This is a genomic window from Campylobacter sp. CNRCH_2014_0184h (assembly GCF_025772985.1).
Taxonomy (GTDB): Bacteria; Campylobacterota; Campylobacteria; order Campylobacterales; family Campylobacteraceae; genus Campylobacter_D.
The window spans coordinates 48,604-71,696 of the sequence record NZ_JAKMTB010000005.1; the positions used below are offsets into that span (position 1 = coordinate 48,604).

Annotated in this window: 20 protein-coding genes; 10 read left to right on the forward strand and 10 right to left on the reverse strand. The window is 30.6% G+C overall.

What is annotated here, in order from left to right; translation table 11 throughout:
• Positions 1–35 precede the first annotated feature (35 nt).
• From abc-f to L8X36_RS05945, 8 genes are all read left to right on the forward strand, one after another.
• Positions 36–1,973, forward strand: a complete 1,938-nt coding sequence (abc-f, locus tag L8X36_RS05910; protein ID WP_263683013.1) for a ribosomal protection-like ABC-F family protein — start codon at positions 36–38, stop codon at positions 1,971–1,973.
• 573 nt (positions 1,974–2,546) lie between these two features.
• Positions 2,547–4,397 (forward strand): autotransporter outer membrane beta-barrel domain-containing protein, encoded by a 1,851-nt coding sequence (locus L8X36_RS05915; protein WP_263683015.1) that lies wholly within the window; start codon positions 2,547–2,549, stop codon positions 4,395–4,397.
• A 100-nt stretch (positions 4,398–4,497) separates the two neighbouring features.
• The gene (locus L8X36_RS05920) at positions 4,498–5,685 is read left to right on the forward strand and encodes a M48 family metallopeptidase (RefSeq protein ID WP_263683017.1); all 1,188 of its coding nucleotides are present in this window, start codon (positions 4,498–4,500) and stop codon (positions 5,683–5,685) included.
• On the forward strand, positions 5,685–6,485 hold the full coding sequence (locus L8X36_RS05925; RefSeq protein WP_263683071.1) for a HemK/PrmC family methyltransferase: 801 nt from the start codon (positions 5,685–5,687) through the stop codon (positions 6,483–6,485). Before L8X36_RS05920 ends, L8X36_RS05925 begins: the two co-directional genes overlap by 1 nt.
• A 29-nt stretch (positions 6,486–6,514) precedes the next feature.
• Entirely contained in the window at positions 6,515–6,988 is a 474-nt protein-coding gene (locus L8X36_RS05930) for a DUF4149 domain-containing protein (RefSeq protein ID WP_263683019.1), read from the forward strand.
• Between the two features lie 28 nt (positions 6,989–7,016).
• The gene (locus tag L8X36_RS05935; protein ID WP_263683021.1) at positions 7,017–7,766 is read left to right on the forward strand and encodes a flagellin; all 750 of its coding nucleotides are present in this window, start codon (positions 7,017–7,019) and stop codon (positions 7,764–7,766) included.
• 37 nt (positions 7,767–7,803) lie between these two features.
• The gene (cmoB, locus tag L8X36_RS05940) at positions 7,804–8,679 is read left to right on the forward strand and encodes a tRNA 5-methoxyuridine(34)/uridine 5-oxyacetic acid(34) synthase CmoB (protein WP_263683023.1); all 876 of its coding nucleotides are present in this window, start codon (positions 7,804–7,806) and stop codon (positions 8,677–8,679) included.
• Positions 8,680–8,681: 2 nt separating this feature from the next.
• Positions 8,682–9,245, forward strand: coding sequence for a hypothetical protein (locus tag L8X36_RS05945; protein ID WP_263683024.1), 564 nt, complete (start codon positions 8,682–8,684; stop codon positions 9,243–9,245).
• Here the strand turns inward: L8X36_RS05945 and L8X36_RS05950 are convergent.
• Together L8X36_RS05950 and L8X36_RS05955 are read right to left on the reverse strand one after the other, a co-directional pair.
• Positions 9,225–9,410, reverse strand: a complete 186-nt coding sequence (locus L8X36_RS05950; RefSeq protein WP_039668212.1) for a hypothetical protein — start codon at positions 9,408–9,410, stop codon at positions 9,225–9,227. The genes L8X36_RS05945 and L8X36_RS05950 overlap by 21 nt on opposite strands.
• A gap of 8 nt (positions 9,411–9,418) precedes the next feature.
• Positions 9,419–9,943 (reverse strand): thermonuclease family protein, encoded by a 525-nt coding sequence (locus tag L8X36_RS05955; protein ID WP_263663983.1) that lies wholly within the window; start codon positions 9,941–9,943, stop codon positions 9,419–9,421.
• A 53-nt stretch (positions 9,944–9,996) separates the two neighbouring features.
• Between L8X36_RS05955 and L8X36_RS05960 the strand changes: the two genes are divergently transcribed.
• Entirely contained in the window at positions 9,997–11,265 is a 1,269-nt protein-coding gene (locus L8X36_RS05960; RefSeq protein ID WP_263683025.1) for a M20/M25/M40 family metallo-hydrolase, read from the forward strand.
• 130 nt (positions 11,266–11,395) lie between these two features.
• On the forward strand, positions 11,396–12,790 hold the full coding sequence (locus L8X36_RS05965) for an anaerobic C4-dicarboxylate transporter (protein ID WP_263683026.1): 1,395 nt from the start codon (positions 11,396–11,398) through the stop codon (positions 12,788–12,790).
• A 29-nt stretch (positions 12,791–12,819) separates the two neighbouring features.
• On the opposite strand, the gene L8X36_RS05970 is transcribed toward L8X36_RS05965, so the two are convergent.
• From L8X36_RS05970 to L8X36_RS06005, 8 genes are all read right to left on the reverse strand, one after another.
• Positions 12,820–14,670 carry an aryl-sulfate sulfotransferase gene (locus L8X36_RS05970; protein WP_263683027.1) on the reverse strand — a complete coding sequence of 617 codons (1,851 nt, stop codon included), beginning with the start codon at positions 14,668–14,670 and terminating at the stop codon, positions 12,820–12,822.
• A 43-nt stretch (positions 14,671–14,713) separates the two neighbouring features.
• Positions 14,714–15,358, reverse strand: coding sequence for a thiol:disulfide interchange protein DsbA/DsbL (locus tag L8X36_RS05975; protein ID WP_263683029.1), 645 nt, complete (start codon positions 15,356–15,358; stop codon positions 14,714–14,716).
• A gap of 55 nt (positions 15,359–15,413) precedes the next feature.
• Entirely contained in the window at positions 15,414–17,813 is a 2,400-nt protein-coding gene (locus L8X36_RS05980) for a DUF3726 domain-containing protein (protein WP_263683030.1), read from the reverse strand.
• Positions 17,814–17,831: 18 nt separating this feature from the next.
• Entirely contained in the window at positions 17,832–19,358 is a 1,527-nt protein-coding gene (locus L8X36_RS05985; protein WP_214126123.1) for a BCCT family transporter, read from the reverse strand.
• Positions 19,359–19,367: 9 nt separating this feature from the next.
• The gene (locus L8X36_RS05990; protein ID WP_263678876.1) at positions 19,368–20,360 is read right to left on the reverse strand and encodes a dipeptidase; all 993 of its coding nucleotides are present in this window, start codon (positions 20,358–20,360) and stop codon (positions 19,368–19,370) included.
• A gap of 26 nt (positions 20,361–20,386) precedes the next feature.
• Positions 20,387–21,832 carry an aldehyde dehydrogenase family protein gene (locus L8X36_RS05995; RefSeq protein WP_263683032.1) on the reverse strand — a complete coding sequence of 482 codons (1,446 nt, stop codon included), beginning with the start codon at positions 21,830–21,832 and terminating at the stop codon, positions 20,387–20,389.
• Between the two features lie 18 nt (positions 21,833–21,850).
• Positions 21,851–22,234 (reverse strand): RidA family protein, encoded by a 384-nt coding sequence (locus L8X36_RS06000; protein WP_263675187.1) that lies wholly within the window; start codon positions 22,232–22,234, stop codon positions 21,851–21,853.
• 227 nt (positions 22,235–22,461) lie between these two features.
• Complete coding sequence (locus L8X36_RS06005) at positions 22,462–23,091, reverse strand: GntR family transcriptional regulator (protein ID WP_263663994.1); 630 nt, start codon at positions 23,089–23,091, stop codon at positions 22,462–22,464.
• Positions 23,092–23,093: the final 2 nt, after the last annotated feature.

The window sequence follows — 23,093 nt, forward strand, 5'->3', positions numbered from 1 at the left end:
AAGTAAAATCGCAAAAAAACATTTGGGAAAGAAATTTGGCTTTAATAGATTTAATCGATGCAAATAAGAAATTTAATACAAAAATAGTTTTAGAAAATGCAAATTTTAGTGCAAATTTAGGAGAAAAAATCGCCATTATAGGCAAAAACGGCGAAGGAAAATCAAGTTTTTTAAAAGCCCTTATGGGAACTTTAAAACTAGATAGCGGTAGAGTGATTAAACAAAATAACGCTAGCATAGGTATGCTAAGCCAACAAGTAAGCTTTGAAAGCACCTTAAGCGTGAGTGAGGCTATCAAAAAAGAACTTGAAGAAATTTATCAAGCCTTAAAAGAATTTGAAAACTATAATGAAAAACTAGCTCTTGATCCTGAAAATAAAGAATATTTAAAGAAAGTAGATGAATTAAGTTTATTTATAGATTCAAAAGATGCATGGAATTTAGACCAAAAAATACAAAGAATACTAGAAGAGTTTAAACTATTAGAGTATAAAGACAGAACACTTTGCTCTTTAAGTGGAGGAGAGATAAGACGTGTAGGACTTTGCACGCTTTTGCTGAAAAATCCTGATATATTATTGCTTGATGAGCCAACCAACCATCTAGATGTATATATGAGTAGCTTTTTAGAAGAAAGATTAAAAGCTTCTAAAATGTGTGTTATTTTCATCTCCCATGATAGATATTTTATCGATGCAATAGCACAAAAATGCGTTGAAATAGAAGCAGGAAAACTAAGTATTTTTGAGGGTGGATATACGCAATATCTAGAAAAAAAAGCAGCTATTTTAGCTTCCTTAGCTAAAAGCCATGAAACCTTGCTTAAGCAATTAAAAAGTGAGGAAGAATGGCTAAGAAGAGGAGTCAAAGCTAGGCTTAAACGCAACGAAGGACGCAAAGAACGCATTTTTAAAATGCGTGAAGAAGCTAAGAAAAACCCAGGAGCTATCAAACGCTTACAACTTGAAATCAAAAGAGCAAGTAAAAATTTTAACCAAACTCAAAGCCAAAACCGCAAAAAAATGCTTTTTGAACTTAAAAATATCTCAAAGTCTATTGCCAACAAGACACTTTTTAAAGACTTTAATGCACGAATTTTACAAGGTGAACGCATAGCCATAGTAGGTAAAAATGGCTGTGGGAAATCTACTTTCTTAAAGATTTTGCTTGATCAAATTCCGCTTGATAGCGGAGAGATTAAAAGAGGTGAAGTTAAAATAGGCTATTTTGATCAAAGCAGAAGTTTATTAAACACTGATAAAAAACTTTTAGAAATTTTTTGCCCAAATGGTGGCGATCACATTCAAGTACGTGGTAAAAATATGCATGTTTATGGGTATTTAAAACAATTTTTATTTCCAAAAGAATTTTTAGAGCAAAGCGTGAGTGTGCTAAGTGGGGGTGAGAAAAACAGAGTTGCTCTAGCCTTGCTTTTTACCAAAGAATACGATGTATTAATCTTAGATGAACCAACAAATGATTTAGATATAGCTACGATTAATATCTTAGAAGAATACTTACTTTCTTTTGAAGGTGCGATTTTGCTTGTCTCGCATGATAGATATTTTGTTGATAAAATAGCAACTAAACTTTATGCTTTTGAAGATAATGCAAATATTAATATAGAAGTTCTTTCTTATAGTGAGTATTTAGAAAATGAAAAAGAATACAAAGACTTTGAAGAATTTTCTAAAAGCTTAGAAACAAACACCACCGCAAGCGTAAAAACAAAAGAAAAATCAAGTAAAAAACTAAGCTATAAAGAAAATGAAATTTTAAACTCATATCCTGATAAAATTCATAAATTAGAAGAAGAAATAAAAGAAATAAAAAATGCTCTAAGTAATCCTACAATCTATCAAGAGCTAGGTATAAATACCCTTTATGAAAAGCTAAATTCCTTAGAAAGCGAACTTAGTATTTTAGAAGAAGCTTATTTTGAGGTTTTGGAAAAAAGCGAGAACGGTTTATAATAATTTTTTATTATTTTGTTTACTCTATTTAATAGTTATAAATTTTATTTGTTTTTAATTGACTTTTTTTATTATTGTTGATATAATTTTTTTTCAATAAAATTATAATTTTATTAAGGAGTTTCAGAACAATGAAAAAGTTGAATAGAAAAATTTTTCTTTCCGCTTGCGTTGCTACTTTTGTAGCTAGTTCAGCTATGGCTATAGAGCCATCCAATCCCATTCCTGGTACAATTGAAGATAGTCAGCTAACACACCTAGGGGGGGGGGGAATATCAATTTGTAATTTCAAAACCACAAGGACAGACATTTTATATTAGTAATCATCTAGGTGATAATGATTATGGACAAGGTGCTGTATTAGAAACACCTATTAAGCACTTAACAATAAACGCAGCTAACAACACTATTGTAGTTGGAGGTAAAGATGTTCCTGTTGGTTCAATAGGTGGTATAAAACCTCATTATTCTTTCGCTATCAAAGCTAAAGAAGTAAACTTCATAGGCAAAAAAAATCCAGATAATGTTATTGGTTTCAAACCTTATCCTGTAGGCCCTAATACTGGAGCTGATATGAATTATCCAGATAATATTGATGATGGATTTGGTGCTATATTTAACCCAGATACGGGTATAAACAGTGGCGCTTTAACTGATAGAAATCCATGGGGACCAACTTGGATTCAAGACTCAAGAGAAAATGTTTCTCTAAATGTTTTCCATGATGGCTTAATTGATGGCAATGTTAATATGGATCATGCAAACTTTAAAATCATTGCAGGCGATTTTAATGGTATTAACTATAATGGTGCTTTAACTATTAACGGAAATCTTTTTGCACATGATTCATTATTTACTCTACATGGACCACACCAATTTACTGTAAATGGTAATGCAGTAATTAGAAATTCTGTATTTGAACTTGCTAACTTTAGCAATCCTGTAACAGAAAAAGGTGTTTACTTGCTAAGCGCTACAAACTTCAACAAAGAATTTGCAGAAGTAAATACAGTTAGAAATGTATTACTAATCCCAGAAGGAAAAATTCTAGGTCTTAAAGGTCATGCACTAGCAGAATACGAAGGTGAAGTAGTAAAAGTAATTATAGACCAAGATAAAAAATACTTTAACTATAAACTTAATGTAATTGGAAATGATGCTTATGCTCAAGGTAGTTTAACAAGTGGCATCAAAAACATCAGTATTAGCGAATTTTTAAAAGAAATGAGACTTGAGGTTTTAACTCAACTACATGATTATTATGCTCAAAAAGCTTATGAACAAAATCCTGAACATCCTGGTATTGACCCTAAAGTTGATTATGATAAAATTCTAGCAGACATCAAAAAAGAAATAAACAATATAACTAATAACCAAAAAGTTATTACTTACGGACATCAAATTGATTCGGTTTTAGCTTCATTGAAAAATTCTGATAGACATCTTGCAGCTAACTCAGCTTTAGTTAATGCTATTAAAGGAGATGTGAGACAAGCTCAAGCTATAGTTGATTCAGCTAGAGAAAGCGCAAACAACTCTAACCGTCAAGGTGCTATTCAAGTTATCAACCTAGCTAATGAAATGGCTATTGCAACAAGAATGGCTCAATCAAGAGGCGCTGGCGAAAATAGCGTATGGGCTAATGCTTTTGGTGGTGCTAACATAATTGGTAGTGATAGCGAAGGTGTATACGGAACTACTATAGGTATCGATAGACAATTTAATGATGCTATATTCTTTGGTGCGTATTTAACTTATGCTGATTCACAATTAAACCATAATTCATTAAATCAAGATTCTAACAACTTACAATTAGGTCTTTACTCAAGAATTGCAAATGGTCAACATGAATTTGATATCAAATCTTATGCGCAATTTAGTTTTGCAGATCAAGAAAGATTTGTTAATGGTTCAGTACAAAAATCTGACTTCACACAAACTTACTTAGGCGCAAGTGGTAGCTATGGTTATGTATTTGACTTTAGTGATAATTTCTCAATCAAACCATTAATTGGATTAAATCTTTACTATAGCCACACTCCAGACTACACAGAAAGTGGTATTTGGGCTCAAAAAGTTTATTCAATGGATAGCTTTGCAGCGAGTGCAGAACTTGGAGCAGAATTTAGAAAATTCTTTAGCGGTGGTAGTTATTTCTATGTTACTCCAAAAATAGAACAATTCTTTGCTATGAGTGGAGATAACTTTAAAGCTCGCTTTACAGGAAGTGATTTTAGCTATAATGTAGCTGGCGCTGAAAAAGATAAAACTTTTGGTAAAATTCTTATCGGAAGCAACATTAGCGTAACAGATAGATTTTCTATTGATCTAAGTGTAGGTGCTAAACAAATCCTAGGCAACAAAGATGATAATACCGATGAAACTTATGTAACTGGTAACATTGGTGTTAAATACTCATTTTAATTAGTAAAAAAAGAATTCTTCTTATACAAGCATAGGTAAAACTACCTATGCTTATTTACTTTCTTATTGCATACTTTTAAAAAAATTACATGGAAAAATTATGACTTTAATAACTATTTTATGTATTTACACGGCCTTTTTGGTTTTTATATCTTATATGCAAATTTCTTTTTTAAAAAAAGAAAGAGAAAAGCATGCAATTATTTTAAATGAGCATGATTATAAAAATGCTGCAAATATCGCCATAGAAAATGAAAAATACAAAATCTTTTCTAATCTTTATAATCTGATGATTAATATTTCTTGGATTGGCTTTGGCTTTTTGTATTTTAAAGAAATTTTTATAAAAGAAAATTCTACTTTAGAAAATACTTTATTTTTACTTGCATTTTTATTGATTATTAGTATTTTAAATTTACCACTTAGTTATTATGAAAGCTTTATAAAAGATAAAAAACACGGCTTTTCTAATATGACTTTAGCACTTTTTATTAAAGATAGTATTAAATCTTTAGCCCTAATGCTTATTTTTGGCTTTTTAATCATCTATGCTTTAGTGTTTTGTTTTGAGTTTTTTAGCACATACTGGTGGATAGTGGCTTTTGCCCTAAGCTTTATAATTATACTTATTATAAATCTCATCTACCCTACGCTTATTGCACCTATGTTTAATAAAATGAAAAAACTTGAAGATGAAAATTTATTAGAAAAAATCACCAATTTAATGCAAAAATGTGGCTTTAGTGCAAATGGTGTTTATGTTATTGATGCAAGCAAAAGGGACAAAAGATTAAATGCTTATTTTGGCGGTTTATTTAAAAGCAAAAGAGTGGTGCTTTTTGACACACTTTTAAATGCTTTAAAAGAAAAAGAACTCATTGCTGTTTTAGGTCATGAGCTAGGTCATTTTGTGCATAAAGATTTACTAAAAATGTTATTTTCTAGTGCTTTGATGCTTTTTGCTTTATTTTTTATCTTTGCACATTTACCAAACTTTTTTTATATTGAAAGTCATTTAGATGGAGTAAATGCTGGAGTTTTTGTGCTTTTATTGATTTTTGGAAATATTTTTACTTTTATTATCTCTCCACTACTTAATAAAATGAGTCAAAAAAATGAATTTAATGCTGACTTACACGGAGCAAAACTAAGCTCTAAAGAAGATATGAAAAATGCTCTCATAGCTTTAGCAAAAGAAAACAAAGCCTTTGTTAAAACAAGTAAAATTTATACTTTCTTTCATCTAAGTCATCCTTGTATTTATGATAGAATCAAAGCTTTGCAATGATTTCAATCAAACAAGCTTTAAAGCAAGCTTACGCAAAAGATCCTACTCACAAAGAATATATACTTTTTATTCTTTGTGAGCTTTTGCAAAAAGATAAAGCTTGGATTTTTTTAAATCCTGAATTTCAAATCAATGAAAAAGTTTTTTTAGAATACGTAGATAAATTTTTAAATGGCGAGCCTTTTGAGTATTTATTTCAAAAAACACAGTTTTATGGTTTAGATTTTTTTATTGAAAAAGGGGTTTTAATACCGCGTTTTGATAGTGAAATATTACTTGAAAGATGCTTAGAAATTTTAGATCATAACTCTTTTAAAAATATACTTGAGATCGGCTTTGGGAGTGGAATTTTAAGTATCTCTCTAGCAAAGTTAAAGCAAATTTTCATACAAGCTTGCGATATTAATCCAAAAGCGCTAGAGCTTGCTAAAAAAAATGCAGATTTTCATAATGTTTCAAATTTAATTAATTTTCAACTTTGTGATTTTAAAACTATGCAAGGAAATTTTGACTTTATTTTCTCTAATCCTCCTTATATAAAAAATAATTATCCTTTGGATAAATGGGTACAAAATGAACCGCATAATGCTTTATTTGGCGGGGATAAAGGTTGGGAAATTTTACATGAAATTATCCTTTTTGCCAAAAACCATAACACAAAAGTCTTAGCGTGTGAGTTTGGCTATGATCAAAAAGCAATTTTAAATAAAATTTTAGAAGAAAATGATTTTAAAGCTACTTTTTATCAAGATTATAATGGATTTGATAGAGCCTTTGTTGCGTGGAATTTAAAAAATTAGACTATAATTATCTTTTTATAGGAGAAAATATGAAATCAATATATTTATTTTTATTAGCAAGTTTAATTGGGATTGAAATTAGCATAGGTGTATTTTTAGCTCCGACTATATTTTATCCTGCTAAATTCATAGGCGAAGGGGTTTTAACTCATTTTCAAAGCGGACTTTTAATGACACACATTTTTGTGCAATTTGGTTATGTTTTACTAGGTGTGAGTGTTTTATCTATTTTAATGGAAATTTTCTCATTTAAGGATAAAAATTTAACTTTTAAAATAAATTTTTCAAAATTCATGCTTTCTTTAATCATTTTGGCACTAAGTTTGCTTTTTGTATTTTACTTCACTGCTTATGTTTTAGAAGCACAAAGCTTAGGAGAAGAAGCAACTAAGACTCAAGAATTTATAAAAATTCATAGTGCAAGTGAAGTTGTGATGAAAATTATCATGTTATCACAAGTAATTTTATTTTTTTTAAATTTTAAAACAAAAAAAATGATATAATAAAATAAGTCTTTAAAAGGAGTCAAAGATGAAAATAGGCGATATAGGGACAACTCAACAAAACCATTACTTAAATCAAGCGCAAAAAAACCAAGAAAAAGCTTTAGAAAATATAGCCGCAATGCGTGCTATAGATGGAAGCGATGGGGCAAATTTAGCCATAGCTGATTCTTTAAGAAGTCAGTATAGTACCATAGATCAAGGTATTTTAAATGCTTATGATTCAGTAGGTGTTTTACAAATTGCTGATTCGACATTAAATAATATCTCAGCTACTGCAGATAGACTTAACGAACTTTCAGTACGCTCAAATAGTGCTGCATTAAATGATAGACAAAAAAGCATGCTAAATGCTGAAGCAAATAAGCTCATCAGCTCGATCAATGATGCATTTTCAAACGCGACTTTTAATGGAAAAAATGTTTTCCAAAGTATGGATTTTGTTGTTGGATCTGGGGTTGAAAGTATCAATTTAAATCAACCAAGCACGGCAAACTTAAGCCTTGAAAACCAAGATGGAATTCGCGATTTTCAAGATCAAGTAGGTTCTTTACGCGCAGATATTGGTGCTGGGATCAATGCTATCCATTCTAATATCAACTCATCTTTGCAAACTAGCATTAACACTAAAGAAGCTGAAAGCAAATTGCAAAATAATGACTTAGCGCAAAATATTAATGATTTTAATGCAAATTACCTAAAAGAAAATGCGTTTTTGTTTGCAAATGCTCACTCAAATGTAATGCTACAAACTAAACTAGCAAGCCTACTTCAATAATAAAACTCCCAAATAAGGGAGTTTTTTAAGGAAAAATATGCAAGATAATGCTTTATTAAAGCAAGTTTTAAAACATCCTTTATATGAAAAAATTCAAAAACTTAGTACAAAAGTTAAAAACTCAAATTATCTAATAAACGAAAGTTTTGATATTTTTTGCGATAAAAGTTTAGATAATGAGATTAAAGACATTGCCTTAGAATTAAAACCTTGGCGCAAAGGACCTTTTAAAATCAATGATTTGTTCATAGATACAGAGTGGCAAAGTTTTATTAAATTTAACATATTAAAGCCTTATATGCAAGAAATCAAAGGCAAAGTGGTTGCGGATATTGGCTGCAATAATGGTTATTATATGTTTAAAATGCTTGAATTTAATCCTTCAAAACTCATAGGTTTTGATCCTTCTATTAAGTATTATTTGCAATTTTTACTTTTAAACTCTATTGCAAAAACTCCTATACAATATGAGCTTTTAGGCGTAGCTGATGTACCAAATTATGGCATAAAATTTGATGTGATTTTTTGTCTTGGCGTAATTTATCATCGCAGTGATCCTATAGCCATGCTAAAACAACTCAAGCAATCTTTAAATAAAGATGGCGTAGTCTTTTTAGATACTATGTATATAGAAGATGAAAGAGAAATTGCACTTATCCCTCAAAAAACTTATTCAAAAATACCAAATATTTTTTTCATTCCGTCGATATTGGGTTTAAGAAATTGGTGTTATAGAGCTGGATTTAGTGAATTTGAAGTTATAGCAACTAAACAAACTGATTTAGAAGAACAAAGAAAAACACAATGGATTGATTCTTATTCTTTAGATCAATTTTTAGACAAAAATGACTCAAATTTAACTTGTGAAGGCTATGAAGCACCAAAAAGAGTTTATGTTAAATTAAAGGTGTAAAAATGGCAAGAACAGTAAGTGCTGTTACTATAGAAGAGCTAATAGACCCTGAAGAATTAAATCGCATTAAATCAGAACTTATCACTTGTCCAGGGATAAATAATGCTTTAGCAGGAAGCATTTCTCATATAGAAAAAAACTTTGCTAAAGGTATCTTAATCACAACCCATGATATGGCAGTAGATGAGCTAGGATTAGTGCATAGTGGTTTTGTATTTAACGCGGCAAATTATATAGCTCAAGCTGCAATCAATAAAGAATTTAGCGTCTTAATAGGCTCAAGAAGCTTTTTTTATGCGCCTTTAAAAGTTGGAGATGTTTTAAATCTTGAAGCAAGCGCTCTATTTAGCGATGATTCAAGAAAAAGAGAGGTTAAAGTAGTTGGCTTTGTAAATGATATTAAAATTTTCGATGCATCTTTTCAAGTAATCACCACAGATGATCATATATTTAAATTAAAACAAAGTCAAAGCACAAGCTCTAGCAGTCAAAACCAACAAGAAACCTCCAAGCAAGATGCTACTCCAGAGGAATTAAATGCTGTTTTAAAAGGAATCGGGAGTTAAAGGTAAATCTACCCAATTCTTTGGGCATTCTTTATGGTAAGTCCCGCTTGCATCATAATATTCTTTACAATCATCATAAAAGCGGTTTGAAATTCCTCTTTCATTTACAAAACAACCACCAAAAAATAATGCTAAAAATCCAATGAAAAATATTTTTTTAAACATCTCTTTTCCTATTTTAATCTTATTTGTTTACGCCATTTGTAAGGCTCTATAGGATTTTCATCTACCCATAAGCCTTTTTTATTTTCTTTGGCATAATTTTGCTCATTTACATATAAATCACTATAATGTTCATAAGCCCAAGCAAAACCATTTTTAACCATAACTTGATTGATATCTTTATCATTTAAATACACAATGGCTAAAATTCTACCATATTTATCCTCATCTTTTACATTCAAAACCACTTCTTTATTCAACACAATTGCATTTAAAAATTGCGCAGCCATCTTTCCATAAGCTTGATCACTTTCAGGTGCATCTATACCAAAAAGTCTAATTTTAAGTTTTTCATCTTCAAATTTAGCCTCAATAGTATCCCCATCTACTACACGACTTACTTTAGCATTAATGTATGAGCCACTATCATAATTTAAAATATAAGCAAAAGCAAATAAAAAAAGTGCAATTAAAAATTTCTTTGGATCTTTTAGTAAAGTTATTAATAATTTAATTTGCTTTTGAGAAATTTTCATTTAAACCTCATCTATATAAAAATATGCCATAATTACAACAAAAAGGAGATTTTATGCAAGAAATTATACAAAATTTTAAACAAATTACTCAAATACCTCATTGTAGTTTCCATACTGAAGAATTAAAAAATTTTCTTATTGATTTTGCCAAAAGTCAAAATTGCCGAGTAAACGTTGATAAAGCGGGTAATATCCATGCATATAAAGGAAAACCTAAAATTTGTTTACAAAGTCATTATGATATGGTTTGCATGGGAGAGGCTCCTAATATACAAATGTATGAAGAAAATGGATATTTAAAGGCCAAAAACTCGAGCTTGGGTGCAGATAATGGCATAGGAGTATCATTAATGATGCAAGCTTTAAAAGACTTTGAAAATATCGAATGTCTTTTTACTAATGATGAGGAAGTTGGCCTTTGTGGAGCAAATAATCTTACACATGCTTTGATTTCAAACAAACTATTAAATTTAGATCATGAGAGTGATGATGAAGTTGTTATAGGTTGTGCTGGCGGTGTGGATATTTTTACTAGTTTAAACTTAGAAATAGACGAAAAAGAAGGTGAATGCTATGAAATAGAAGCAATTGATTTTAAAGGTGGGCATTCAGGGATTGATATTGTTAAAAATATTAAATCTTCTATTAAAGAAGCAAGTTATTTTATCACTCAAAACCAAGGTGAGCTTTGCGAATTTAACGCAGGTGAGAGAATCAACTCTATACCAAAACATGCTAAAATCATAGCATTTTTTAAAAATCCCCCAAAAGAAAATAATCATTTTAAAGTGAATTATATAGGTAAAATCAAAAGGACATATTATAAAAATTCTCAAATCATTTTAAATCTTATCAATGCTTTTGCACAAGGTGTTAGAACTTTTAATCATCAATTAAATTTAGTCCAAACAAGTATCAATCTTTCATTAGCTTATGAAAAAGAAGGTAAATTTCATTTTGAACTTTTTGCAAGGTCGAATGATTTACAAGAGCTTAAAAATATAGAATTTGAAACCTTAACTTATTTTAAAATGCAAAATTGTGAAGTTTCAAGTGCAAATTTTTATCCGCCTTGGGTCAACAAAGATACTAATTTTGGAGAAGAAATTCTAAGTTATTTTAAAAAAGAAAATCCAAATGCCAAGCTTTATACTATACATGCTGGTTTAGAATGTGGTATTATAAGTGAAAAACAACCACTAGAATGTTGCTCCATAGGCCCAAATATCCATAGCCCCCACTCAACAGATGAAAAATGTGAAATAGCTTCTATTGAAAAAATCAGCAAAATTCTTTTTGCTATCTTAAAAAATTACCAATAAGCAAAAAACCAATATTTTGACAAACAAATTCAAAATATTGGTAAATATTTATTTAAATAAGAAAAAATTTTATTTACTATTAATAAAAATTACACTATACTCTCGCATATTTTAAAAACAAGGAGAGAGTATGGAAATGCTAACTAGCCTTAGCGAAGGCACTCAATTTAGTATCCAACTAGCCGTAGTTCTCATTTGTCTTTTTTATGGGGCAAAAAAAGGCGGTATCGCTCTAGGTTTGTTAGGCGGTATAGGTTTATTAGTTTTAAGTTTTGGTTTTGCTGTAGCACCTGGAAAACCTTCTATTGATGTTATGCTTACTATCTTAGCTGTTGTTGTTGCTAGTGCAACTTTACAAGCTAGTGGTGGTTTAGATGTAATGTTGCAAATTGCAGAAAGAGTTTTAAGAAAAAATCCTAAATTTTTAACCATCTTAGCTCCTTTTGTAACTTGCTTTCTGACCATGCTTTGTGGAACCGGACATGTTGTTTATACTATGATGCCTATTATTTATGACATTGCTATTAAAAACGGCATACGCCCAGAAAGACCAATGGCTGCTTCTAGCATTTCTTCTCAACTTGGAGTTATAGCAAGTCCTGTTTCAGTTGCTGTTGTAAGCTTAACCGCATTGCTTTTAAATCCAGAAATTAATAAACATCCTTTAGCAGGATTTGATGGCTATGTAGATTTACTTGCTATTACTATACCTTCTACTTTAGTTGGCGTTTTAGCTATAGGAATTTTTTCTTGGTTTAGAGGAAAAGATCTTGATAAAGATGAAGAATTTCAAGCTAGAATTAAAGATCCAGAACAAAGAGAATACATCTATGGTGATAGCAAAACTCTTCTTGGACAAAAACTTCCAACTATTCAATGGGTAGCTATGTGGATTTTCTTAGGTGCTATTGCAATAGTGGCTATACTTGGAGCCTTCCCAGAACTTAGACCACAATTTACCTCAAAAGGCATTACTAAACCTATGAATATGGTTGCAGTAATTCAAATGTTCATGCTTTTAGCAGGTGCGGCACTTATCATCTTTACTAAGCTTGATGCAAGTAAAATTGCAAAAAATGAAATTTTTAAATCAGGTATGATAGCTTTAGTAGCTGTTTTTGGAATTTCTTGGATGGCAGATACTATGTTTGCAGTACACACTCCTATGATGAAAGAATCTTTAGGAAATATTGTTATAGAACACCCTTGGACTTATGCAGTTATGCTTTTATTAATTTCTAAATTTGTTAATTCTCAAGCAGCAGCAATTGCAGCTTTTGTGCCACTTGCATTAGGTATTGGTGTTGAACCAGGTATTATCATTGCTTTTGCAGCAGCTTGTTATGGATATTATATTTTACCAACCTATCCAAGCGATCTTGCAACTATACAATTTGATAGATCAGGTACTACAAAAATAGGTAAATTTGTTATCAATCACAGCTTTATCTTACCAGGTTTAATTGGTGTAATTGTTTCTTGTATAGTAGGTTATTTCTTAGCTTTAGGTGCAGGATATTTATAAAATCAAAGGGCTTATTTTAAAGCCCTTTTTTATTTAAATGCTTTTTCTAAATCAATAGGCATAGCCTGATAACCAGTACTTGCTCCACTAAAGCGAATTTGTACTGAAGGTTCTTTAGCTCCCCATTTAAACTCATCTATTTCAGGTTTTGGTTCTCCTATAGCAACACCCTTGCTTAAATCAAAAGCCATACCAGCACTAGCACTATAAACCATAATCGAATTTTTATCTTTATAATACTCAACTAAAGAAGTAATAGGCGAAAACCATTTATTACCTCTTTGTTTGCCATATTCCCAAATTTGCTCTACGGTTTTATTTTTTTGATCTATTTTATATACAACCGCTCTTGAATATTTCATCGAAGCAAAAGCAGGTTGTGTTATAGCTCTTGCATCGCCATTATCAAAAGCTGTAATGTAAATATATCTTTTATTAGATTTTTCATCTATTCTAAAAGCAGTGTGTTGTGTCCATATAAAATCAAAGCCACCTTCCATATTTTTATAACCAGGACATTTACTATAATCATCTTCACAAATTATATTTTTGCCATTTTTATCAATGGGTTGTAAAAGTGCTTTTTTATACTTTTCTCCCCAGCCCTTATGCGCTCCTAATATCCATTTTACTTTTTTATCACGGCCGATTTTTATAATAGCGCTTTGATGACGACTTGAAATGATAATGCTATCATCACTTGGATCATAATCTATGCTATTTACATGAGCCCAGTTACGCCCTACTCCAGTGCCTGCTATATCCCCAAAAATTTCACTTGTATCCATTTTGGCTAATTCTTCATTGCTTAGAGTTTTACCCGCTTTTGAAACATCTACATTTAAACAAACTGCACCTTGATCTAAAACTTTGATAATATTAGCTCTATATGGATCTAAAATTTCAAAAAGCCTCCACTCATCTACCACATTGCCATTTTTATCAACTTCTATTATCACATCACGCACTGAGCGCACATTTTTACCATCAGGACGCTTAACATTAGCCAAAGCTACTCTTAAAAGATAATTACCATTTGGCATTTGACTCATAGAATGAGAAAAATCTATATAAGAAGAAGGTAAAATGCGGTTAAAAATTTCTCTACCCATTAAATCATATTTTACATATCTTTGACCAAACCCAAAGCTTAATGCCCCATCTGAGTTTTGTCTAAAGCCCATCATAATACCACGATTATAAATATTATTTTTATCCATTAGCTTATCATTATCTAAATACCAACGAATTTCACCCTTTGTATCGACAATGAAGGCATTAGAAGCCTCATCCCATTCTAAAGCACCACCACTTGGATTATTCCATATAGCTTGAGAGCTTTTTGCGCTGTATTTTCCTGGAGTATTATTTACTAGATATAATCTATCTTCAAATTCTTTATCTACTTTAAGTACTTCCACTTTTTCAAAAGGCACACCTCTTTGCATAAGACTTCCACTTGGCTCTATATTTACCCCACCTGTTGCTATTTTATATACCTCATCTATTACTTTTTCACTTTTTCCAAAAGCACTTTTAGTATAGCTTACTTTTACTGTGTTTAAATACGATGGATAAAGTCCAAAAATAGGAATTCCTCCATAAGTTTTAATTTTATTAGAACTTACCTTATAAGATATAGTTTGTCCATTTGGCTTTGGAACTATAGTCACACTCACATCACTTAACTCATATCCTCCATCTACAATCACAGCACTAAGCGGGGATAAACCATAAGGATTGAGCTTTATAGCTCCAATTTTTCCTTGCACTTGATAGTCTATCTTAGCTCCGCTTACTCCACCTACAGCTAAAGCTAAATTTGGCGCTAAAACCATGCTAGCTAGCAAGCTTAAGCTGATGATTTTTTTAATTTTCATGCTTATCCTTTATAAGATCAATAACACCTTTAAAATAAAGGCATTATTTAACTGAAAGTTCTTTAATTATACGGATTAGTTCTTCTAAAGAAGTAATGTATTCAGGATTGATTTGATACTTACCATTTACTACAAAAGCAGGCGTGCCATAATTTCTTGAAATTTCATTAGCCACATCATAAGCAACTAAAAGCTCTTTGGCTTCTTTAGTTTGTAAAAATTTTTGCAATTCTTCTTTACTAGCACCAATAGCATTTAAACCTATTTTATAAAACAAATCAAGATCATTTAAATTTAACTTTTGCTCAAAATGACTTACAAAATACACATCAGCAAGCTTATAAGTAAGACTTTTTTCACTAGTAACATCTAAACCTAAAGCTTTTTCTTTAAAAGAAGCTAAAGCAAACATCTCATTTAAAGCCCCACCATACTCACTCATAGAACTTACCGAAAAAAGATCATATTTTAAATTTGGCAAAACCTCTTTAACCTTTGCCAAAGTGTGAAATTGATGATGGGTGTAACAATGAATGCAACGATAAGAAAATACCTCTATTAGAGAATTTTGTGCATTTGGGATAGGTGTTTTTAAAGTAATATACTCTTTACCCTCACTTAACGCATTTGCATTTATAGCAAAACTGAGCGTACAACAAACAATCAAAAAAATATTTTTTAAATTCAATTTTAACTCCTATATCATGATATTGCAATATAATTATATTGCAATATCATAAACATCAGGATTCAACCACACCTCCAGCATCTTTTCTTGATTGCTCACTAGATTGAACCATAATTCCTTTTGTATATTTCAACAGTTCCTCCCATTCTTTCTTTTGTAGCAAGATGCCTTTTTGAACACTCTCTTCGTAATTTTTTTCAATAATATCATGAGAAATACTTACATTCTCATCATTTCTGATTAAAGGATTTTTAGAAATTTCAATATAAAGCGCTCTTTCATCTAAATCACAAGGTATATTTTTCATTAAAATATCTGGAAAATCTTCATTATTTTTTATAAAGTATTCCACATACTGAGATTGCTTTATGTCATACCAATAAGCTTTAACATATAAATTTTTATTTGATAATCTTTTTAACTGAGAATACACAAAACACCTATTATAACATTTTGAAATTTTTATATTTAAAGAATTATATTGATTTAAAAAATCAAGCGCATACGCAATAATAATTTGAATATGACATAATATGCTATGATGATTAAGATCAACACTTAAATACTCATTTGTAATATTTAATGTTATATCTAAATTGTCGCTTTTCAAATAAGGTGCAGCTTTAAGAAAATTTGATAATCCATTTAATCCAGCCATTTGCATGTCAATAACCATAGATGCAATTAAATCAGCTTCTCCAAGATTTAATTTTAATCCATTATAAGCTTTAATACAAGCAGCTTTAAGTTCGTTTTTGGAAACATAAACATTATTATTAGATAAATCACAAACACTATGCTTATTTTTTGGCAATAATGGAAACATCCACTCATTAGCATGAATTTCATCCATTAAAGGTGCATTCTGAAACAATGTCACTTGAACCCATCTATCTGATCTTGGATCATACTTTGTTGCACCAAACATAGACAATTTAGCTCTTAAAAGATGCATAGGCAAAAAGTCTTTTGCTAAAACATTAGCTCTTATATCACCCATTACACAATTTCCCATAGTCCAAACTCTTCTAGCTATAGATGTAAAACAAGGGTTTTCTAGTAAAAATTTACTTATATGTAAATAATCATCCTGATTTTTTAAAGCATTGTAAAATTTAACCACTTGCCTAGCAATATCTAAAGGTTGTTCTAGCTCATCTCCATTATCAATACCTCTTACTCCAAGCCTAGGCTCTTCTTTTTCTTCAGATATATACCAAAACCAATAATTATTTTCAGGATTTTCAAAATTAATACCTAAAGCCCAATCATATTTTTTCTCTATTACATTTTTAATTTCAGAAATTTTAACACCAGTAAGTTCTAATGGAGTTTCATCGATTGTCATCATTTTATCGTGTATATCAACTAATTCAGGATACAGTTCTAATAAACACGAAAGTACGATTTCTTGTGCTTCCAAAGAATATTTTTTTGTATATTCTACAAATTCCTCAATAACCATAGAAGCATTTATTTTTGTTTTTATTTCTTTTACTATATAAGAAAGCTCACTTGAAGCTATTTTGTTTAAATTATCTTGCCTTGAATCTATTGTTGTTATTTCTTTAAGATGTAAACTTGCTCTTTTTAAATAATCAATCAATTCTTTAGCCTTACTCATATCAAGCTTTTGTTGCATAACTTTTGACAAAGCTAATTCTCTTTGATAAAGCCAGTTATCAACAACTTTTGGGTGTTTAATCAAATAAGGAGCCATACCAAGTCCAGTAGCATTTCCCACACCTAAATATCTTTGAATATCTCTATCAAGTTCTACAGCTTTATCTCCGCAACGCTGTTTGGCTATATAATTTACCCAATCTAAACTAAATTGCCTTACAATATAAACAGCGCACATTTCAGCAGAAAATGACTGAGAAAAATCTCCATTTTTTTGCAGATTATCAAAATCAGAAATTCCAAATTTTCCACTTCCATATACAGCTGTGGTTCTTAATATATAACCAACTTTAGCTAGTTCATCTAAATCAGGTTGTTTTCCATTAGCTAAAGAATTAACAATATATTCAAAAATTCTTACACTTTTATTAGCCCTTGCTAAAACAAAAGCATTGTTAAAATTTCTACCAGCTTCTTGCAGTGGAACATTTTCTTTTAAAACAGTCAATAATCCACTATCAATTTCTCCATTTACAAAAGTAAAAGTGACATCCCACTTATTTGCTATAACTCTATCATTTCTTTCTTCATCTTTTATATAATTAGCAAATATAACAAGATGATATATTCCATGAGGTGTTCTAACTTGATATATTACATCACCAAATCCTTTATCATCTAAATCCCATAAAATATTTTTTAATACCCATTTTTCTTGAGCAATTTTCCTCATCAAAGTTCTAGTAAAACTAAGTCTAGATGAGTGCATAGAGCCTAGTCTTTCTAAAGACATGACTTCTTGTGGACTTCTTAATTTCATATCATTTTTCATTTTGTCTCCTTTTTTGTATTAACGTAAATTTTGCTCATCTGCCATTTTAATTGCAATCTGTATAGAGTTCCATAAGGTTGGTAATAATATAAATGAAACAGGCACAGCAGTAATTACTATAAATGATTGTAAAGCCGAAATTCCCCCCTGTCCGATAGATATTAAAATAATTGCCAATACCCCCATTAAAATTCCCCAAAAAGCTCTAAGAAGCTTACTAGGTTCAGTGTTCCCACTAACAATAACACTCATAGTATAAGTCATAGAATCACCAGTTGTAATAATAAAAATAGCTGCTAATATCAAAAATAATGCTGAAATAAATGTTGACAATGGCAATGACTGTGTTATTGCTATTAACGCAGCAGGTATATTAAAACCTTTAAAAGCAGAGCTTATGCTGCCTGGATTTTCTATTTCAAAATACAATCCTGTTCCACCAACAATAGTAAACCAAAACATTGTGATAATTGGTGCACATATACTCACAGCTATAATAAGCTCTCTTAAAGTCCTACCTCTTGAAATTCTAGCAATAAAGATAGCCAATACTGGACCATATCCTAAAAACCACCCCCAAAAAAACAAAGTCCAAGATGCAAGCCAAACAGTATCTTCTCTATAAGTAGCCATAGGTATAAAATTTTGTATCAAAGTTCCAACACCTTGAACATAAACATCCAAAATAAATTTTGTAGGACCAAAAATAAAAATAAAAAACATCAAACCTACAGCTAAAATAACATTCCATTTACTAAGAATTTGAATGCCTTTTGCTAAACCTCTAAGTGAAGATATAGTATAAACTAAAATAGCCAAAATAATAATACTCATTTGAGTAATTATATTATCTGGTATTTGAAAAATCATATTTAGTGCATAAGAAATTTGCAAACCTAAAAATCCTATAGGTCCTATAGTACCAGCAGCAACAGCCACAATACAAAAAGCATCTATTAAAGAACCAATCCATCCGTGTATAACTTTATCACCAAAAATAGGATAAAGAATAGTTCTAGGTCTTAAAGGAAGGCCTTTTTCATAGTGTAAATACATTAGCACTATTGTGGTAATAGTTCCAGAAACAGCCCAAGATAAAAAACTCCAATGCATGTAAGATTGCGCTAGAGCTTCTGTGATTTTTTGAAAAATATTACTAGTATTTCCAAATACAGGAGATGGAGAAACAAAATGAGCTATAGGCTCTCCAGCAGCCCAAAAAACACCTCCGCCTGCAAGTAAAGTACACATAATAATAGATATCCATTGAAATGTACTCATTTCAGGATTTTTAATATTACCCAAAACTACGCCGCCTGTTCTTCCCCAACTAAGCCCGATCCCAATAATAAAAGTCAAAAGTAGTAAAATTTGCCAATAAGCACCAAAGTATTTTGCTGAGACATTAAAACCAAACTCAACGATCGCACTAAGTAACTTTGAATCAATTAAAGCTATTACAACAAATATCATCAAAAATCCACTACTACAAATTAAAGTCAACTTATCAATACGAGTATTGTTTTTAGGAGCACTGTTTAACATTTTAACTCCTTAGCAAGTTTGAGCTTTTAAGCCATCTTGTAAAAAATGAAGCCAATTAAGACCCATGATTTTTTTTACATCATTCTCAGAAAACCCATAATTAATCAATCCTTTATAAATATTATATAAGCCACTAGAATCATTAAACCAAGACACATTTTTAGGCCATGTGGAATTAGTAGCACTACCTTCGCCATAATCTTTTATCTTAGACCATCTACCATTGCGCATCCATTCTAATACATCTAATGGTTGATTTAAACATAAATCACTTCCTATACCTATATGATCAACCCCTATCATATCTGCCAAATCAGCACTCATTTTACAAAAATCATCCAATGTACAATCACTTCCATTTGGCAAATGAAAAGGATATAAAGACAAACCTATCAAACCTTTTCTCTTAGCTAAAGCTTTTATCACCTCATCGCTTTTATTTCGCAATCCATTGTGCGCAAATTTAGGATTAGCATGAGATATACATATAGGGCGAGACGATATATCAATAGCTTCCAATGTTGATCTATCACTACTATGAGACATATCAACAATCATACCAACCCTATTCATTTCTTCAATCGCTTGTTTGCCAAAGCGAGTGATACCACTGTCGTTTTTTTCATAACAACCAGTAGCCAATAAGCTTTGATTATTATAAGTTAGCTGCATAATCAACAAACCAAGCTGTCTCATAACAGATATTAACCCTATTTCATCATCAATCAAAGAACAATTTTGCGCTCCAAAAAAAATCCCTACCTTATTTTGAGCTTTTGCTTTTAAAATATCTTCGCTTGAAAAAACAGGCAATATATATTCATTAAATTCTTCAAAAAATCTATGCCACTGGGCAAATCTAGTGAGTGTTTCTCTAGCATTTTCATGATATACTAAAGTAACATGCACAGCACTAACACCACTTGATTTTAAAAATTTAAAATATTCTTTATCCCATTTGCAATATTGCAAACCATCTATAATGATATCTTTCCCAAACATAACCACCTCCTTTTTGTAAACAACATTTAATAAGCTTTTACATAAGTTGTTTTTACAACTGTGTAAAATTCCTTCGCATAAGAACCTTGCTCTCTTGGACCAAAGCTAGATTCTTTTCTGCCTCCAAAAGGTACATGATAATCTGTTCCAGCTGTAGGAAGATTAATCATAACACAACCACTTTTTGCTTCTTTTTTAAATATGTTTGCATTTTTTAAACTCGATGTTACAATCCCTGAAGTCAATCCAAAACGAGTACCATTATTAAGCGCAACAGCTTCTTGTAAATCTTTTGCTTTAATCACACATGCTAATGGAGCAAAAATTTCTTCCTGATTAATATCCCAATCATTTTTAGTATTAATAAATAAAGTAGGAGACATATAGTAACCATTTTTATCAAGTGATAATTTTTCACCACCAAATACCAATTCCGCTCCAAGATCTTTAGCTCTTTGAACCCATTTGAAATTAGATTCAAATTGTTTATTATCGGCTACTGGTCCCATAAAAATTCCATCATCTAAGCAATGGCCAACCTTTAATGTTTTCATTCTAGAAACCATTTTCTCAACAAAAGCATCATGAATACTTTCCATAACAATCAAACGAGAACTTGCTGTGCATTTTTGTCCAGTACCTGAAAAAGCTCCTGCAATAGCACACTCAACAGCAAGATCAAGATCTGCATCATCCATAATAACTAAGGCATTTTTACTACCCATTTCTAATTGACATTTAACAAAATTTGCAGCCGTAGCACGTGCTATTTTTCTACCAACATCAACAGATCCAGTAAAAGAAAGTGCGTTGATATTTCTAGAATTAATAATAGTCTCACCAACTTCTCCACCACTACCTAAAACTAAATTAAATACACCACTTGGCAATCCATGCTCATGAATAATCTCAGTCAAAGCTACAGCAGAAGCTGGAGTGGTATTAGCTGGTTTCCATACTATACTATTACCAAAACAAAGAGCAGGAGCTATTTTCCAAGAAGCTGTTGCAATAGGGAAATTCCAAGGAGAAATAATACCAACAACACCAACAGCCTCTCTTGTAATCTCAACATCAACACCACTTCTTACAGACGCTGCATTTTCCCCAATTTGTCTTAATACTTCAGCTGCATAATATTGAAAAAATTGACCTGATCTAAACGCTTCTCCTTTTCCTTCTATTTTTGTTTTTCCTTCTTCTAAAGATATGATTTTTCCAATCTCATCGCTTCTATTCATTAAAGATTCACCGATTTTATAAAGCAAATTTGCCTTTTCTTCTAAAGGAGTTTTTTCCCAAGAAACTTGAGCCTCTTTAGCAGCATCAATAGCTAGCTCTACTTGTTTTTTATCAGCCTGTGCTACATCCCCTAGATCATTATCAATATCAGATGGATTAATATTTTTTATAGTATTAACACCCTCTACCCATTGACCATTAATATATAAACCCTTAGTACAATCTAACATTTTATCTCCTTTATAATTTTAATTATGAGTTTGCGCATAAACTACAAATTCAACCAGCATTTCTTCTCTAGCCAAACCAGAAACAATAAATGCAGCTCTATTTGGATAAACTGTATTGAAATAGGTTGAATATACCGAATTTACAAATTTTAAATCTTCTCTTTTTGTAACATAAATTAAAATCTGTAACACATCATCTAATTTAGAACCAGCACATTCTAAAGTATGAATAAGATTTGAAAAAACTTGTTTGGTTTGCGCTTCTATACCACCAGTAACAACCTCTCCATTTTTATCAATAGGAATTTGTGCTGTATATAAAATATTATTTGATACAACCGCCCATTCTAATGGAGATTTTGAGGGGAATAATTTTGTTTTAACCGCTATTTTACTTGACATACAACTCCTTTTTGTATTGTTATATTTTCAAGTCTATAGGAAAAAAACTTAATAAATACTTAATGACGACAATAAATATATTATATATTTTCTTACCTTGAAAAAACATGTAAATATGTGAATATTGGTAAATATATTTAAAAGATATCCCTATGATTAAAACATCAAATAAGTTAGCAAGGTAGTTTTAGTTGTAAAATTGAATATATACTTATTATATGATTATATCAAATCAAATATTGTTTAACAAAATTCTCAAAATAATCAATAATGTCATCAACATATTCCAAAGCTTTTTCTGTGTTTTTTTGATACACAGCTTTTAATATATTCTTGTGTTTTTCTTTTACAATATCATGTTGACTATTTTGAGCATAGCGATACCAAAATCTCCTTGAAATCCCTTGCACGTTTCTCAATTCTTCGTAAATAAAATAATTTTTAGAAGCTTTAGCTAATACATCTTGTCTTTTATCAAGCCATGATAAAAAATTTATTTCATCATAATTTTCAATTTCATTTAAAAGTTCATTTATAGCTTTTTTATCATCCTCAGTAAGTCTTTTTATAGCACATTCTATACAAAGTTTCAAAATAACTCTTCTTACTTCCAAAAGTTGCATTTGTAAAGAAGCATTCATTTGTGGAACCATTATTCCTGCTTTTGATATATTCACCAAATAACGTTTTGAAAGCAACAATAATGCTTCTCTTACAGGCGTACGTCCAACATCAAGCATATTTGCTATGCCCTGTTCTGTTAAAATACTACCAGGTTCTATTTCACAAAAAACTATTCTTCTTTCTAGTTCATCATATACTTGTTCGGCTAAAGTTTTATTTTTCACTTTTTTCATGT

Coding starts and splice junctions, on each gene's coding strand:
- L8X36_RS05915 (WP_263683015.1), top strand. CDS start 2,547: ATGAATTATCCAGATAATATTGATGATGGATTTGGTGCTATATTTAAC.
- L8X36_RS05920 (WP_263683017.1), top strand. CDS start 4,498: ATGACTTTAATAACTATTTTATGTATTTACACGGCCTTTTTGGTTTTT.
- L8X36_RS05930 (WP_263683019.1), top strand. CDS start 6,515: ATGAAATCAATATATTTATTTTTATTAGCAAGTTTAATTGGGATTGAA.
- L8X36_RS05935 (WP_263683021.1), top strand. CDS start 7,017: ATGAAAATAGGCGATATAGGGACAACTCAACAAAACCATTACTTAAAT.
- cmoB (WP_263683023.1), top strand. CDS start 7,804: ATGCAAGATAATGCTTTATTAAAGCAAGTTTTAAAACATCCTTTATAT.
- L8X36_RS05945 (WP_263683024.1), top strand. CDS start 8,682: ATGGCAAGAACAGTAAGTGCTGTTACTATAGAAGAGCTAATAGACCCT.
- L8X36_RS05950 (WP_039668212.1), bottom strand. CDS start 9,410: ATGTTTAAAAAAATATTTTTCATTGGATTTTTAGCATTATTTTTTGGT.
- L8X36_RS05955 (WP_263663983.1), bottom strand. CDS start 9,943: ATGAAAATTTCTCAAAAGCAAATTAAATTATTAATAACTTTACTAAAA.
- L8X36_RS05960 (WP_263683025.1), top strand. CDS start 9,997: ATGCAAGAAATTATACAAAATTTTAAACAAATTACTCAAATACCTCAT.
- L8X36_RS05965 (WP_263683026.1), top strand. CDS start 11,396: ATGGAAATGCTAACTAGCCTTAGCGAAGGCACTCAATTTAGTATCCAA.
- L8X36_RS05970 (WP_263683027.1), bottom strand. CDS start 14,670: ATGAAAATTAAAAAAATCATCAGCTTAAGCTTGCTAGCTAGCATGGTT.
- L8X36_RS05980 (WP_263683030.1), bottom strand. CDS start 17,813: ATGAAAAATGATATGAAATTAAGAAGTCCACAAGAAGTCATGTCTTTA.
- L8X36_RS05985 (WP_214126123.1), bottom strand. CDS start 19,358: ATGTTAAACAGTGCTCCTAAAAACAATACTCGTATTGATAAGTTGACT.
- L8X36_RS05990 (WP_263678876.1), bottom strand. CDS start 20,360: ATGTTTGGGAAAGATATCATTATAGATGGTTTGCAATATTGCAAATGG.
- L8X36_RS05995 (WP_263683032.1), bottom strand. CDS start 21,832: ATGTTAGATTGTACTAAGGGTTTATATATTAATGGTCAATGGGTAGAG.
- L8X36_RS06000 (WP_263675187.1), bottom strand. CDS start 22,234: ATGTCAAGTAAAATAGCGGTTAAAACAAAATTATTCCCCTCAAAATCT.
- L8X36_RS06005 (WP_263663994.1), bottom strand. CDS start 23,091: ATGAAAAAAGTGAAAAATAAAACTTTAGCCGAACAAGTATATGATGAA.